General features: G+C 72.8%; 8 protein-coding genes. 3 read left to right on the top strand and 5 right to left on the bottom strand.

What is annotated here, in order from left to right:
* Positions 1 to 230: 230 nt before the first annotated feature.
* The 4 genes from ACZ6R6_RS32375 to ACZ6R6_RS32390 all read right to left on the bottom strand — a co-directional run bounded on the left by ACZ6R6_RS32375 (position 231) and on the right by ACZ6R6_RS32390 (position 9,512).
* The gene (locus ACZ6R6_RS32375; RefSeq protein WP_470099780.1) at positions 231 to 5,411 is read right to left on the bottom strand and encodes a DNA repair ATPase; all 5,181 of its coding nucleotides are present in this window, start codon (positions 5,409 to 5,411) and stop codon (positions 231 to 233) included.
* 8 nt (positions 5,412 to 5,419) lie between these two features.
* Positions 5,420 to 7,558 carry an SPFH domain-containing protein gene (locus ACZ6R6_RS32380; RefSeq protein ID WP_470099782.1) on the bottom strand — a complete coding sequence of 713 codons (2,139 nt, stop codon included), beginning with the start codon at positions 7,556 to 7,558 and terminating at the stop codon, positions 5,420 to 5,422.
* Positions 7,559 to 7,570: 12 nt separating this feature from the next.
* A complete protein-coding gene (locus tag ACZ6R6_RS32385; RefSeq protein ID WP_470099784.1) occupies positions 7,571 to 8,116 on the bottom strand; it encodes a hypothetical protein in 546 nt (181 codons plus the stop codon).
* Positions 8,117 to 8,750: 634 nt separating this feature from the next.
* On the bottom strand, positions 8,751 to 9,512 hold the full coding sequence (locus tag ACZ6R6_RS32390; protein WP_470099786.1) for a PP2C family protein-serine/threonine phosphatase: 762 nt from the start codon (positions 9,510 to 9,512) through the stop codon (positions 8,751 to 8,753).
* A gap of 226 nt (positions 9,513 to 9,738) precedes the next feature.
* Here ACZ6R6_RS32390 and ACZ6R6_RS32395 point away from each other — a divergent pair, with 226 nt between their 5' ends.
* The gene (locus ACZ6R6_RS32395; RefSeq protein WP_306858622.1) at positions 9,739 to 11,322 is read left to right on the top strand and encodes a peptide chain release factor 3; all 1,584 of its coding nucleotides are present in this window, start codon (positions 9,739 to 9,741) and stop codon (positions 11,320 to 11,322) included.
* A 78-nt stretch (positions 11,323 to 11,400) separates the two neighbouring features.
* Positions 11,401 to 12,381: a Gfo/Idh/MocA family protein gene (locus ACZ6R6_RS32400; protein WP_470099788.1), complete on the top strand. Its 981-nt coding sequence runs from the start codon at positions 11,401 to 11,403 to the stop codon at positions 12,379 to 12,381.
* Between the two features lie 52 nt (positions 12,382 to 12,433).
* Here the strand turns inward: ACZ6R6_RS32400 and ACZ6R6_RS32405 are convergent, their stop codons facing one another.
* A complete protein-coding gene (locus ACZ6R6_RS32405) occupies positions 12,434 to 13,042 on the bottom strand; it encodes a hypothetical protein (protein ID WP_470099790.1) in 609 nt (202 codons plus the stop codon).
* 140 nt (positions 13,043 to 13,182) lie between these two features.
* On the opposite strand from ACZ6R6_RS32405, the gene ACZ6R6_RS32410 reads away from it, so the two are divergent.
* Complete coding sequence (locus ACZ6R6_RS32410) at positions 13,183 to 15,066, top strand: hypothetical protein (RefSeq protein ID WP_470099792.1); 1,884 nt, start codon at positions 13,183 to 13,185, stop codon at positions 15,064 to 15,066.
* The last annotated feature ends 12 nt before the right edge of the window (positions 15,067 to 15,078 follow it).

Raw genomic sequence — 15,078 nt, forward strand, 5'->3', positions numbered from 1 at the left:
GCAGCCGTGACTACGAGGCGTTCCGCGCCCATCTCGCCGGCGAGGCGACGGTGACGCCGCCCGCTCTGGACCGCGCCACCGCCCTCCACTAGGGCCGCCACGAGGATTCCCGGGTCGACCTGGGAATCCTCGTTCCCGGGCGGCCGGTCCGATCGGAGGACATCGGCCATGTGACAGGTACCGATCACTGCCCGGGTACGGGGCCGGCTCCCGTACCCGGGCAGCCGGATTCACGGCTCGGGGGCCAGGCGGTCGGCGGCCTGCTCGATGGCCGTGCTCACCCGGTCGGCCAGCAGGCCGACCGCGCCGACCGCCCTGGCCACCGGGTCGTCCCCGGCGCCGCCGAGTGCCCGCTCGCGCAGGTAGGCCGCCTTCACCTCGGCCCACCGCCCGGCCTGCCCGGCCGTCATGGTGCCCCGCAGCTCGGCCAGCTTGAGCAGGTTGGCCTCGGCGCCGGAGGTGAGGGCCCGGGCCTCGCCGAGGTAGTGGTCGTCGATCACGGCCTCCAGTTCGGCGTCGTTCATGACCGGGACGACCCTGGCGGCGAGCTTGTTCATGTTCCGGTAGGACCCCTGCAGCAGGAACGGCGGTTCGGTCCTGGACGCGTCGGACTGGGCGGCCGAGGCGATGTAGGCCCGGTTGCCGGCCAGCACGACCCGCTGGAGGCGCAGCAGCCCGCGCAGGACCGCGAGCACCTCGTCGAGCTCCACGGAGGAGTACGGATGGGAGAGCCGGTCGGCCCGGGCGGACGGGTCGCCCTGCGCCAGCCGTACCAGCAGGCGGATGTCGCCCCGATCCCGGGTGGACAGCGGTGCGAGGACGGGGTTGGAGGTCAGCGCGTTGTCGATGTAGCTCAGCGCGAACAGCTCCTCCCTGCCGGACAGCACCTCACCGAGGTTCCACACGTCGGCGCGGTTGGCGAGCATGTCGGGGATGCGGAAGCGTTGACCGGACTCGGTGTACGGGTTGCCCGCCATGCAGACCGCGAAGCGCTTGCCGCGCAGGTCGTAGGTGCGGGCCTCGCCGTCCCAGACGCCCTCCATCCGCCGCTGGCCGTCGCACAGCGAGACGAACTTCTGCAGCAGCTCGGGGGAGGTGTGCTGGATGTCGTCGAGGTAGAGCAGCACGTTGTTGCCCATCTCCAGGGCGAACGAGATCTTCTCGACCTCCTGGCGGGCCGCCGCGTCGGGCGCCCGCTCCGGGTCGACCGAGGTTACCAGATGCCCCAGGGCGGGACCGTTGACCTTCACGAACATCAGGCCGAGCCGGTTGGCCACATACTCCATGAGGGTGGTCTTGCCGTAGCCGGGCGGCGAGATGAGCAGCAGCATGCCCATCTGGTCGGTCCGTCTGGCGTCACCGGCCGCGCCGATCTGCCTGGCCAGGTTGTCGCCGATGAGCGGGAGATAGACCTCGTCAAGGAGTTCGTTACGGACGAAGGCGCTCATCACCTTCGGCCGGTACTCCTCCAGGCGCAGACGCGCCCGTTCCGCGGCGACCAGATCGTTGCGTCGCCTCTGGTAGGCCCGGTAGGCGGGGACGCGGTGCTCACGGAAGTGCCGGGTCCGGCCCAGGAACTCGTCCAGGCGCAGGTCGAGCCTGCGCTCGGCGATCCGCGGATGCGTGCCGAGCAGGCCCTCGACCGTGGTGGTCAGGGCCGCCGAGGAGTCGTGCCGGGGCACCTCGCACAGCCGTACGGCCACCGCCTCGGGCAGCTCGGCCGACCGCTCGAACGCCCCGAGCCACGCCTCGGCCAGCCGGTACCGCCCGGCGAGGTCGTCTCCGAGCGCCCGCAGGTCGTCGTCGAACTCCTGACGCGTCGTCCCCAGCGCCCGATCGAACCGCTCCAGCAGCGACCGCGCCCCCGCGCTCGTCACGAACCCGGACGGTCCGCCGGCCAGCTCCTCGAAGAGGTATTCCCCGGCGAGGTCGAAGACCTTCTCGTCGTACCGCCCGGTCGCGCTCGCCAGGCCCCCGCCCTCGCCCCGGTTCTCCTCCCCGGGCGAGTGGCCGGTACGGGCCGCAGCGCCCGCCGCCCGGCCGCCTCCGGTGGTCGTACCCGCCGCCCGGCCGCCTCCGGCCGCCGCGCCCCGCGTCCCGTCGCCGAGGAGGCCCCGCATGAAGGCCGAGACGGCCGAGCCCAGCGCGCCGCGGCTCTCCTCTACCGAGTCCACCCGGCCGAACAGGGTGCGCGCCCGCGCCAGCGAGACCGCCCGGGTGGTCCATGCCGCGCGGGAGGACTCGTCCGCGCCGAAGGTCCAGAAGAGCTGGGCCGCGGCCCTCGCCGCCGGGGGATAGCGCAGCAGGCCCGCGCCCGCGCGCAGGCGCAGCAGGGCGTCGAGGATCGCGGCGGCGTCGTGGTCGTGGACGCCCCGCTCGTAGCCCTCGTCGTAACGGGTCTCCGCCACCCGGCGGACGATCTCCAGCAGTCCGTCCTCGGCCACCGCCGCCTCGTGCAGCGCGTCGAGGGAGAGGACTGCCCCGCCCACGCTCAGCGCGCCGGCCTCGGCGGCGGCCAGGACGGAGGCGGCCAGGTGCTCGCCCCGGTAGACCTCGGCCGTCTCCGAGACCAGCGACTGGTTCCAGAACGGCAGGGTCTCGGCGAAGGTCTCGTCGCGCACCGGCGAGCGGTAGTCGGTCCCGGTGACGGCGAAGGCCATCCCGCCCCTGTGCGGCACCAGCGTGAGGTCGGCCGCCTGGGCGTTGACCGCGAACCGGTGCCGTCCCAGGCGGATCGTCTCGCCACCGTCGGCATACAGGTCGAGCCGGTCGCGCAGGGTGCGGCCCGCCTCCTGCCGGGCGGATTTGACCCGGCCTTCGAGCTCCTCGGCCCGGACCTGGTCGCCCAGCGCGCGCAGTTCCCCGGCCACGCCGCGCAGCTTGACGACCATCGGATCGGAGCCGAAGTAGGTGTTGACCTCGTCGAGCGATCCGAGCCCGGCCGCCCGGCGGCGCACTCCGGTCAGGATCCTGGCGGCGGATTCGGCCAGCCGGTCGGCTCTGCGGGCGCGCTCGTCCAGCAGCGCCTGCCGCCGCGAGGAGAACGCCTCGTAGACGTCCTCCCGCTTGGCCGCCAGCTGGGCCAGGAAGTCGTCGAACTCGGCGAAGCGTGACTCCAGGCCCTCCAGCTGGAGCATCAGCCGGCCGAGCTGTTCGTCGCAGCGCTCGGGGGTGTCGGCCGTCGCCAGCGCCCCGGTGATCGCCTGACCCAGCAACGCGAACTCGGCCGCGAACGCCGCCCGTCCCTCGCCGGCCAGCAGCTCCGCGCGCCGCGCGTCCAGCGTGGCGCGGGCGCGGTTGAGCCCGCCGAGCACCTCGCCGACCCGCTCCAGGATCGCGGTCCGCGCGGTCGCGTCGGCGATGTCGAGCGTGCCGACCACCTCGACCACGACCTCCAGGCCCTGCGCCTGCCCGGCCAGCCGCTCGCCGATCGGCTCGGCCTCGGCCACGGTCGCGATGGTCCCGGCGTCGGAGACCAGCCGCTCGACTTCCGCGTGGTAGCCCGCGAACGCGTCTTCTCCCCGCAGGAAGTCGGCCGCCCGCCGCGCGGCGGCGTCGAGTTCGGCGTCGAGCTCCGCGCCCAGCCCGTCGACCCGGCCGGTGTCCACGTGACGCAGCTCGCGCAAGGTCACCAGATGCCCCCGGGCCCGGCGCAGCCCAGCGAGGTGGGTGATCCATTCCTGGGCGGAACGGGGCGCCTGCGCGTGCGCCCGCCGTACCAGGGAGGTGATCTGTCCGGCGGCGGCCTCCAGCGCGGTCGCAGCCTGCTCGGTGAGCGACCGGACCTTCTCGAACTCCTCCAGCACCTGCTCGGCGGTCGCCCGCACCTCGGCGAGCGGTCCTCGCAGCCCGTGCTCGCCCAGCCAGTGGTAGTGGTCGAAGGTCCGGGCGCAGGCCGCGATCAGCGCTTCGAAGACCGGGGCCGACGGCGCCATCTCCTCGACCATCCGAGCCGTCGACAGGCAGTCGGAGATCCCGCGCACCAGTTCCGCGTTGCCGATCCGCTCCAGCGGTCCGGTACCGGCCGGCTGGGCGGCGGCGTGGACGTCCGACACGTACGGCGTCTGCCAGACCTGCATCGGGTGGACCCGGGAGGGCTCGTCGGAGGTCGCCTTGAACAGGATCAGCGTGCCGTCGTCGAACAGCGAGTAGCCGTGGCAGGACAGGGGCGTGGAGACCTGCTTGCGGATCACGTTGTACGGCAGCAGCAGCGACCGGCCCTCGGCGCCGCCGTGGAAGACGTAGAGCACGTCCTCGCCGTTGGCCGAGCGGATGACCCGCTCGAACTCCAGACCGGAGACGTCGGTGTCGAAGGTCTTGCCGCCCCCGGTGGACAGGTGGTAGCCGCCGGGGAAGACGATCCCCTGGTCCTCGGGGAGGCGCCGGCAGGCCTGGCCGATGCCGTCGAGGCGGACCACGCCCTTGGTCCTGGTGTTGAAGACCAGGTGCCGCCACTCGGTCTCGTTGTAGGGCCGGATGCGCAGCAGGATCAGCGGGCCGATCCTGGCGTGGTGCACGTCGGCGTCGGCGAGGCTCTGCAGCGGCTCGGCGACCGGCTCGCGGTAGACGCCCTCACCGGTCTCGGTGTTGTTCTCGATCTTGATGGTGAGGTCGCCGCCGACGGTCTCGACGAATACCTCGCCCTGGATCGAGATGTGCGGGTGGCGGCCGAGCACGTGGTCGTCGCGGGTGGCCGGCAGCCACTCGAAGTCGTGCGAGGGCGGAAACACGTTGTCGCGCTCGCCCCGGTCGTCGATGTAGGTGAGCGCGCCGTCCGTCTCGACCCGCCAGCGCAGCACGCGGGTGTCCTGCGGGCCGGTCTGGAAAACGGCCAGCATCTTGCCCTCGACCCGGCGCAGCCGGAGCAGCCGGGTTCCCCGGTAGTAGCGGTAGAGCTCGGCGAAGTCCCGCTCGAACTGCGGATGGCGGGGCAGCGGTGCGGGGTCGAACCGGAACCCGCCGGTGTCCGGGCCGCCTCCGGATTCCGTCGTGTCCCGCACGAACGTGTGCACGGAGAAGACGTCGCCGACGGCCGTCTCGGGCTTCAGCCCCATGAACACGTTGTAGCCGAACAGGATGAGCCCCTGCCGGTGGTCGCGCCCGCCCGCCGGCTCGCCCCCGGACCCCTCGCGCGGGCCCGTGGCCCCGCCGAGCGCCACGATGTCGCGGGGGACGCAGTTGTTCTCGGTGCGGATCCGCTCGGTGCCGACGAGCCGGAGCTCGGTCCCGCCGAAGACCTCGATGCGCCGGGTGTTGAGCGCGTCGGCCCGCCGGGCCAGTTCGGTCGCCTGCTCGGCGAGCCGGGCGCGGAGCACCTCGTAGGTGCCCGCGTCCAGCCCGGCGCGGCTGTCCGGAGCGTCGACGGCCCCTGCCGCGTCCCCTGTCGCGGCCTCTGTCGCGGCCTCTGTCACGGGGGCCGTCACCGCGTGCCGGAGTTGAGGGCGGCGACCGGGGCCTCGGCGGCGACCTGGGCGTCAGAGGGGACCGGGGGAGCGGCGGTTTCCTGCGCGGCGCCCAGCAGGTCACGCAGCCTGTCCGCGTCGGCCCCGCCCGAATCGAGCAGCTTCACCAGCAGGGCGGAGAGGGAGAGGTCACGCACGCCGGCGGTGCCGAGCGAGCCGAGCATCCTGGTCAGGTCGGCGGGCAGGCTCTGCGAGCCGTCCAGGTACGGCCCGGCCAGCGCCTGGGTGACGTCGGAGTGCCGCACGAAGCCGTCCACGGTCTTGCCCATGGTGATCGAGCCCATCAGCCGGTCGAAGAACACGCTGTCGCCGCCGACGATGTCGATGTTGGCCTTGGCCAGCCCCGCCGACAGCACGGCCGCCTGCGCCTCGGCGACCTTGAGCTGGACGTCCACCCCGGCGAGACGGATCTCCTTGTCCGCCTCCAGCCGCAGCCGGTACTCCTCGTGGGCGCGGGTCGCGTCGTCCAGCGCGGCCATCGCCGCCGCCTTCTGGGTCAGGCCCTCCGCCTCGGCCTTGAGCTTCTCGCCGACGGCCGAGGCGGCCGCGAGGGCCATGGCCTGCTCGCCCTCGGCCTCGGCCTTGAGCCGCTCCCGCACGCCCACCGCCGCGGCGAGCGCCCTGGCCTGCTCGCCCTCGGCCAGCGCCAGTGCCTTCTCCCGCTCGACCGCGGCCTCGGCCCGGCCGACCTGCTCGATCGCCGCGGCGTCCCGCTCGCGCACCTGCACCTCGGCCAGGCCGGCCGCGGCCGCCTCGGCCTGCACGCCCTCGGCCAGGCGGATCTTGGCGCGGGCGTCGAGCTCGGCGGCCTGCTGCCGCGACTCGGCCAGCACCAGCGCCTCGCGCGCCCTGTGCCGGGACGCCGCCTCGGCCGCCTCGGCCGCCTTGATGTCCTTGACCAGGCTCTCCTGAGCCTCGGCCTCGGCCTGGATGATCACGGCCTGGCGGGTCCGCTCGGCCTCCTCGACCACGCGCAGGCGCTTGATGTTCTCCTCCTGCTCGGCGACCGTCTTCTCCACCGCGATCCGCTCCCGGATCACCTCGGCGATGGAGCGCCTCTCACCTTCGAGCTCCTTGTCCTTGGCGATGCGCGACAGTTCGGTCTCCCGCTCGCGGGAGATCACCTCCAGCATGCGGTCCTTCTCGATCCGCTCGGACTCGATGGCGATCACCCGCTCGCGGTTCTTCGCCGCCACGGCGATCTCGCGGGCCTGGTTCTCGTGCTGGATGCCGAGCTGCTCGTCGGTGCGCAGACCGGCGGCCAGCGCCTTGAGCCGCTCCTCGGCCTGCACCTTGGCGACCTCCGCCTCCTCGCGGGCGCGCACGGTCTCGACCTCGCGCCGCTGCTTGGCCTCCGCGTCGGCCTGGCGGCGCTCCAGTTCGAGGATGGCCTCGCGCGCGTCCACGTTCTGGCGGGTGATCTCCTTCTCCTCGTGCCGCTGGAACTCGTTGGTCCGCACGTGCTCGATCGCGGTCAGCTCGGTGATCTTCCTGATGCCCTGCGCGTCGAGGATGTTGTCCTTGTCGAGGGAGAGCAGCGAGGTCTGCTCCAGGTAGTCGATGGCCGCGTCCTCAAGGCTGTAGCCGTTCAGGTCGGTGCCGATGACCTGGATGATCTGGTCGCGGAAGTGGTCGCGCTGGGTGTAGAGGTCGACGAAGTCGAGCTGCTTGCCGACGGTCTTGAGCGCCTCGGAGAACTTGGCGTTGAACAGCTCCTGCAGCGTCTCCTGGTCGCTGGCCCGGGCGGTGCCGATGGCCTGGGCGACCTTGACGACGTCTTCGGCGGTCTTGTTGACCCGGACGAAGAAAGTGATCCGGATGTCGGCCCGGATGTTGTCCCGGCAGATCAGGCCCTCGCGGCCGGTCCGTTCGATCTCGATGGTCTTCACCGAGATGTCCATGATCTCGGACCTGTGGAACACGGGCAGCACGATCGCCCCGGTGAAGGTGACGTCCACCGAGTTGATTTTGGAGACGATCAGCGCCTTGCCCTGCTCGACCTTGTTGAACAGGCGGCCGGCGGCGAACAGCAGACCGATGACGATGAGGAGGATGACGGCGAGGAGGATGCCGAATCCGGTGGATATGACGTCCATGTGGTCCTTCGGCTAAATAGGACGGTCGGGGTCGAGTTCCGCGTCGTACGGCATCACCCAGAAGAACTCGCCCGCGGAGTCGTAGGCGAATATCAGGGCGGTGTCGCCGGCGTCGAAAGCGTCGTCGCCGGTCTGCCTGACTTGAACGAGAGCGGAAGAACCGTCCGGGGCGGTGGCCTCGGCCTGGCCGAAGGCCGCGTCCACCCGGCCTGTGCGGATGACGCACGTCCGGCCCACGAAGTCGGCGCGGGAGGGGCCGCGCCCCCTCCGGGCGGCGCGGCGCAGCGGCCGCACGGCCAGGCGGGCGCCGGCCCAGGCGCAGGCGAGCGCCGCGACCAGCACGCCGGTCAGCGCGGGGACGCCGCTGAACAGCACGCCGCCGGCCAGGCTCACGGACCACCCGATGACGGCCAGCAGCGACACGGTCACCACGGCCGGCACCCCGCCCAGCCCGAGACCTCCCAGGAGCCCACCGGATCCGGCGGACTCCGTCCCGCCGTCACCGTCGGACCCGGCGCCGCCGAACACGACGAGCAGCCAGTAACCGATGATCACCACGAGCGGGAATGTGAACAGAACGGTCGGAAAAGCTAATGCGGCATCGACAAAATGGCCCATTTACCTGCGATATCCCCCTGTGGGCGTGCCCAATGGCGCTCCCCCGAGCGCATGTGCCTGACTACTTACACATAAAGATTGGGTAAAGGGGATAGTTCCCGGCTCATGAAGAATGCCGGAAAAAAATTCAGCGGGCCGGGGGCTCCGGGCCTACGCTCCGGGCCCACGGCGGCAGGGGAGACGGGGAGAAGGTCAGGCGGGCCGAGTGATCATGTAAGCCAGGCCGACGAGGATCACGACGGGGATGAGCCACACGATCGCCTCGATGGCGAATTCCTTGTACATGACATGCCTCCAGAGCGGTGACCGGCGAGGAGCGCGAGGAATCCGACGATAGCGGCTGCCCCGCCCGACGGCCAGGATCCGGCGCCACGGCCCGCCGGGCGCGAGACGGCCGCGCGGGAAGGACGGCCGCGCGGGAAGGACGGCCGCGCGGGAAGGACGGCCGCGCGGGAAGGACGGCCGCGCGGGAAGGACGACCGCGCGGGAAGGACGACCGCGCGGCAGGGGCGGCCGGCTGGGAGGGACGGTCGCCTGCGGGGAGGGACGGCCGCCTGCGGGGAGGGACGGCCGCCTAGGAGGGGGAGGCCGAGCCGACCACCACGGGGGTGTCCGGGCCGGGCCCCTCGACCACGTCCGCGACCACGCAGGTGATGTTGTCGGGGCCGCCGGCCTCGCAGGCGAGCTCGATGAGCCGCCGGGTCACCGCGTCGAGGTCGTCGATCTCGGCGAGCACGTGCCGGAGCCGGTCGGCGTCGACCACCCCGGACAGGCCGTCGGAGCAGAGCAGGTAGCGGTCGCCTACCTCGGCGTCGCGCAGGGAGAGGTCGGGGTCGACGTTCTCGCCGCCGTCCAGGACCTGGAGCAGGATCGACCGGTGCGGGTGCCGGGCGGCCTCCTCGGCGGTGATCCGCCCGTCGTCCATCAGCGTCTGGACCAGGGTGTGGTCGTAGGTGATCTGGTAGAGATCGCCGTTGCGGAGCAGGTAGGCGCGGGAGTCGCCGATGTGGGCCAGGGCGACCCTCGGCCCGTCCCAGAGCATCAGGGTCAGCGTGGTGCCCATGCCGGTGAGGCTCGGATCCTGCTCGACCAGTTCGCGCAGGCGCTGGTTGGCCCTGCGGACCCCGGCCTCGGCCGCGGCGACCAGATCCTCGGGGGTCTCATGGTCCAGGGCGGCGACCGTGGCGATCGCCGCCGAGCTGGCGACCTCCCCGCCCACGTGGCCGCCCATCCCGTCGGCGACGGCGAGCAGCCGGGCGCCGGCGTAGGCCGCGTCCTCGTTGCCCTGGCGGACCCGGCCGACATCGGAGCCAGCCGCATAGCGAAGTGTGATCATCTGCACACCACTGGGACGTCGAGTTGCACGAGTGAGTCGCTTTCGAGCAGTTGGGACGGGCATGGGGCGAACCGAGTTGTTCCACAATCCACTGAACACCATGGTGACGCAAGCGGCCTGGGGAAGTGTTGCCACATCTGTTGACAACCGCGGCGGCGCGTAAGCTGTTGCGACGGCCCGCGCGACGCGGGGCTCCCCACCTTACGCACGGCTAGGAGACCAGGAAATGACCGCGATCATCCAGGAGGCGGCACGGCGCCGCACGTTCGCGGTGATCAGCCACCCCGACGCCGGTAAGTCGACCATGACCGAGGCGCTGGCGCTGCACGCCTCGGCGATCACCGAGGCCGGCGCCGTGCACGGCAAGTCCGGCCGCCGCGGTGTGACCTCCGACTGGATGGACATGGAGAAGGCCCGAGGCATCTCCATCACCTCCGCCGCTCTCCGGTTCGAATACCGGGGCCACATGTTCAACCTGGTCGACACCCCCGGCCACGCCGACTTCTCCGAGGACACCTACCGTGTGCTGGCCGCCGTCGACTGCGCGGTCATGCTACTCGACGCGGCCAAGGGCATGGAGCCGCAGACCCTGAAGCTGTTCGAGGTCTGCCGGCACCGCCGGATCCCGGTCATCACGTTCGTCAACAAGTGGGACCGGCCCGGCCGTGAGGCGCTGGAGCTGCTGGACGAGATCCAGGAGAAGACCGGCCTGCGGCCCACCCCGCTCACCTGGCCGATCGGCACCGGCGGCTTCTTCCACGGTGTGGTGGACCGCGTCGTCGACCAGGCGGTCCGCTACACCCGCACCCCCGGCGGGGCCACCAAGGCCATCGAGACGGAGCTCACCCCTGACCAGGCCCTCGCCGAGCTGGGCGAAGACTGGGAGCGCGCCAAGGACGAGGTCGACCTGCTGTCGGCGATCGGGTCCGACCACGACCAGAAGGCGTTCGAGGCGCACGAGTCCACCCCCGTGCTCTTCGGCGCCGCCCTGAACAACTTCGGCGTCGGCCGCCTGCTGGACGCCATGGTCGACGTCGCGCCCGCGCCCGCGCCCCGCCCCGACGTGAAGGACGACCCCCGCCCGCTGGACAAGCCGTTCTCCGGCCTGGTCTTCAAGGTGCAGGCCAACATGGACCCCTCGCACCGCGACCGGATCGCCTTCGTCCGGGTCTGCTCGGGCCGGTTCGAGCGGGGCATGGTGCTGACCCACGCGGCGACCGGACGTCCCTTCGCCACCAAATACGCCCAGTCGGTCTTCGGCCAGGAGCGCGCCACGATCGAGGAGGCCTTCCCCGGAGACGTGGTCGGCCTGGTGAACGCCACGGCCCTGCGCCCCGGCGACACCCTCTACGACGGCTCGGCGGTCGAGTTCCCGAGGATCCCGAGCTTCGCGCCCGAGCACTTCTGGACGGCCCGCTGCCGCGACTCCAGCCGGGCCAAGCAGTTCCGCAAGGGCATCGAGCAGATGGAGGCCGAGGGCGTCGTCCAGGTCCTCCGCTCCGACATCCGGGGTGACCAGTCGCCGGTGCTCGCGGCGGTCGGCCCGATGCAGTTCGACGTGGTCAAGCACCGGCTCGCCGGGGAGTTCAACACCGAGATCGCGATGGACCGGCTCGACTTCAGCCTGGCCCGGATCACCGACGCCGAGTCCGCGCCGGTCCTGGCCCGCCAGCGCGGGGTGGAGGTCTTCACCCGGGCGATCGACGGGGAGCTGCTGGCGCTGTTCACCGACGAGTGGCGGATGCGCGGAGTGCTGCGCGACCACCCCGGCCTGGTGCTCAAGGCGCTGCTCGCCGACACCCGCGGCTGACCGTCCGGTACGGCCCGCGCCGGGTTCTCCGGTGCGGGCCGTGCCCGAGGGGAGCCATACATGGTGAGATATGTCCCCATGAGCACGATTAAGTGGGGAATTCTGGCAACCGGCGGGATCGCCGCCACGTTCACCGAGGACCTGAAGCTCCTGCCGGACGCCGAGGTGGTCGCGGTCGGTTCCAGGTCCGCCGAGCCCGCCCGGGCGTTCGCCGACCGGCACGGCATCCCCCGTGCTCACGGGAGCTGGGCCGAGCTGGCCGCCGATCCCGAGGTGGACATCGTCTACGTCGCGAACACGCAGAACGCCCACTACGACGCCGTGCTGACCTGCCTGAGCGCGGGCAAGGCCGTACTGTGCGAGAAGCCCTTCACCCTCAACCGGGCCCAGGCCGCCAAGCTGACGGACTTCGCGCGGGAGCGGAGGCTGTTCCTCATGGAGGCCATGTGGATGCGCTGCATCCCGGCCATCCGCAAGATCGTGGAGCTGGTCGAGGGGGGAGCGGTCGGCCCGGTCGGCGCCGTCCACGCCGACTTCGGGACCTCCTTCGACGTCGGGCCGGACCACCGGCTCCGCGACCCCGAGCTGGGCGGCGGCGCCCTGCTCGACCTGGGCGTCTACCCGATCTCCTTTGCCTATCTCATGCTCGGCGCCCCCGCCGCGGTGCGGTCCTGGGCCCGGCTGACCCCCGAGGGCGTGGACGAGAACACCGGCATGCTGCTGGGCTACGACAGCGGCGCGGTGGCGCTGCTGTCGTGCGGCATCACCACCGACGGCCCGGTCACCGCGTCGGTCTCCGGCCCGCTGGGCCGGATCGAGCTGCCGCACCTGTTCTTCCGCCCCGACACCTTCACCCTGTACCGCATGGACGCCGAACCGGAGACCTTCCACATCCCCTACGAGGGGACGGGCATGCTGCACGAGGCCGCCGAGGCCATGCGCTGCCTGCGCGAGGGCCTGCTGGAGAGCCCGCTCGTGCCCTGGCAGGCCACTCTCGACGTGATGGGCATCATGGACGAGGTCCGCGGGCAGCTGGGAGTCCACTTCCCCGGCGAGTGACCCGCCGGCCCCCGTGGCGGCCCGGTCCCGCTCCGCCACGGGAGCCGCGGGCTCAGACGCGGCTCCAGTCGTGGCGGTCGAGGAAGGCCCGCGAGCCGGTGGCGTACTCGGCGAAGGCGTCCTGGACCGTCTCCAGGTCGGGGACGTGCGTGCGGAACATCAGATCCTGGACGCTGTCCTTGTACTCCAGCTCGTAGCCGGTGATCTCCGGGGACGTCTGGACGAAGTGCTCGCCGAAGACGACCAGCGCCGTGAACGGGTTCTGCGGCGACATGGTGGCCAGCGCGTCGGTGACGAGCCGCAGGTCGGGGTCGACCACGATCATCCCGTCGCCGGTGTGCATCTGCATGCCGGAGTAGACGCCCAGCGGCGCCAGGTTGTGCACCAGCCCCCGCTGCGGGTCGTAGCAGACCAGCCCGCACTCGCGGGCCAGGGCGAAGACCTCGCCCGAGACCTCGTCGGCCCGGTCCGGGTCCACGGTGACCACGGCGTGGGCCGGGGAGACCTGCTCGGCCTCGGCCAGCCGCCCGGCGAACGCCGCCACCCCGGGGTGTGGCTCGGCGGCGCCGGGCTCTCCGCGGCCCAGCGCCTGGAAGACGCTCTCCGCGCGTTGTCTGCTGATCGGCTCGGGCTCGTGCCAGACGGCCAGTTCTACACTCACGGTCTCATCGTCCTACAGGTGATTTTCTCGGCTAAACGGACGCTTTCCCAACATCGCCGCCCCCGGCCGGACGCACGGTCTTATCATTCACCGACCGTATTTCAGCGATTACCCGAAGTGGCCGATCCGGAGGGGGCGCCGTGTCACGGTCCATCAGGGGCAACCCCGCCCTGGCCCGACCGTATCGGGACCTTGTCTGGCTCGCCTACCTGGTGCTGCCCCCGCACGGCGACGGCGAGCGCCGGATGGTCCTGGCGCACCGGATGGTCACCCGAGTCATGCTGCGCGGCACCGGCACCGGCACCGGCACCGGCACCGGCGCCCGCGACGGCGCCGGAACCGGAACCGGAACCGGAACCGGCACGGACACCGGCGCCCGCGACGGCGCCGGCATCGAGGCGCTGCGGCGGGAGGTCCTGCGCCGGGCGCTGCGCCACCGCTCCTGGCGGCTGCCGGGCCGGGGCGTGAGGATCGAGGTCGTCCCCGCGACGGTCGGCGGCGACCGGGCCTTCAGCGCCGCCGTCGACCGGCTCTCCCCGTCGGCCCGCGCCGCCTACGCGCTCTCCAGGATGGAGGGGCTCGGCCCCGACGAGGTCCGCGAGACGCTGGCCGGGGGCGGCGTCGAGGACCCCGATGCGGCCGTCGCCGCGGTCGCCGCGGTCGAGAAGGGGTTCGGCCCGCTGCGCGCCCCGTCCTCCGATCCGACCCTCGCGCGCGTCTACGGACGTCTCGCACCCGCGCGCGGGCGCGCCCTGAGCGCCGCCGCCGGGGGTCTGGCCCTGCTCGCCGGCGGGGCGTTCCTGCTGGCCGGCCTGTACGGCGGGCGCGGCCCGGCCGGGGGAGCCGAGGCCGCCGCCCGGCCGCCGGCGCTCAGCCAGGTCCCCGCCGGAGCCTGGCGCAGGACCACCGAGCTGGACCTGGGGGCGTGGGAGGCCCGTGGCGGCCTGCGCGGGGACGGACGCCTGCTCGGGCGGGCGCTCAGGGCCTGGGACACGCCGGGCGAGGTGCGGGCCGAGGTCTTCCACGGGGCTCCCGCGGGGCCGCCGGCCGCCGGACCCCAGCTCCTGTACGCCGGAGAGGTCGACGGCGCGCGCGTGGTGGTGCTGCGGGAGCCAGGCCGGATCGCCCGCTACAGCGAGTCCGGTGCCGGCCGCTCCCTGCAGGTCTTCCCCGAGCCCCGGTCCGGGGCCGGCGGCTCCGGACCCCTGAGGCTCCGGACGTCCGGCCGGGGCGCCCGCTACCTGCTGCCCCCCTGGGTGCAGGAGGTCTCCGCGGCGGCGCTGGGCCGCCCGGCCCCGTCGTGGCGGAGGGTCCCGGTCGAGGACGGCGTGACCTCGGCGGTCCCCGTCCTGGCCGAGGGGAGGTGCTGGCGGGGCCCGGTGCTGAGGCTGCGGGCGCCCGGCGTCGCCCCCGGCACGCCCTACACGCTGGTCGACCTCGGCGAGCTGGCCCCGGGCAGCATCCGCTACGAGACCCCGGAGGCGGCCGACGCCGGCGGGCACGGCCCGCGCGAGCTGGACGCCGCCTCGGGCGCCTTCGCCGCGTGGTCCCGCCTGGGGTGCGCGCTGGCGCGGCCCGGCACCGAGGTCCGGTCGGCCACCGCCTGGGAGTTCTGGCGTGGCGAGCTGCCGGAGGGGGCCAGGGGCCGGTGGATGTGCGCGCGCTTCACCCACGCCGACGGGACCAGCGCGTCCCGGACCGTCCTGTACGTCACCGCCGGCGGGCGGACCGGCGCCATCCCCACCGGAGACCGGCAGAACACCTGGGACTGCAGCCGCCTCAGCCGCGACCTGGTCGCGGGCACGTGGTGGCGGGCCCCCTCGGGCCGCTGGCACTACCTGGCCGCGGGCAGCCGCCGCGTCGCCCGGATCCAGGTGGCGGGCCCGGACACCGGGGACCGTACGGGCCGGGGCCCGTTCGTCGTCGTGCGGGGTCCCGGAGGAGGGCCGGCGCCCGGCTCCGGTGTGGTGCTGGAGGGGGTCGACCGGGCGGGCCGGCAGGTCCCGGTCTTCCGCCGTCCCTGAGCCCCCGCCGGC

It is taken from the genome of Streptosporangium sp. NPDC048886, assembly GCF_055586905.1.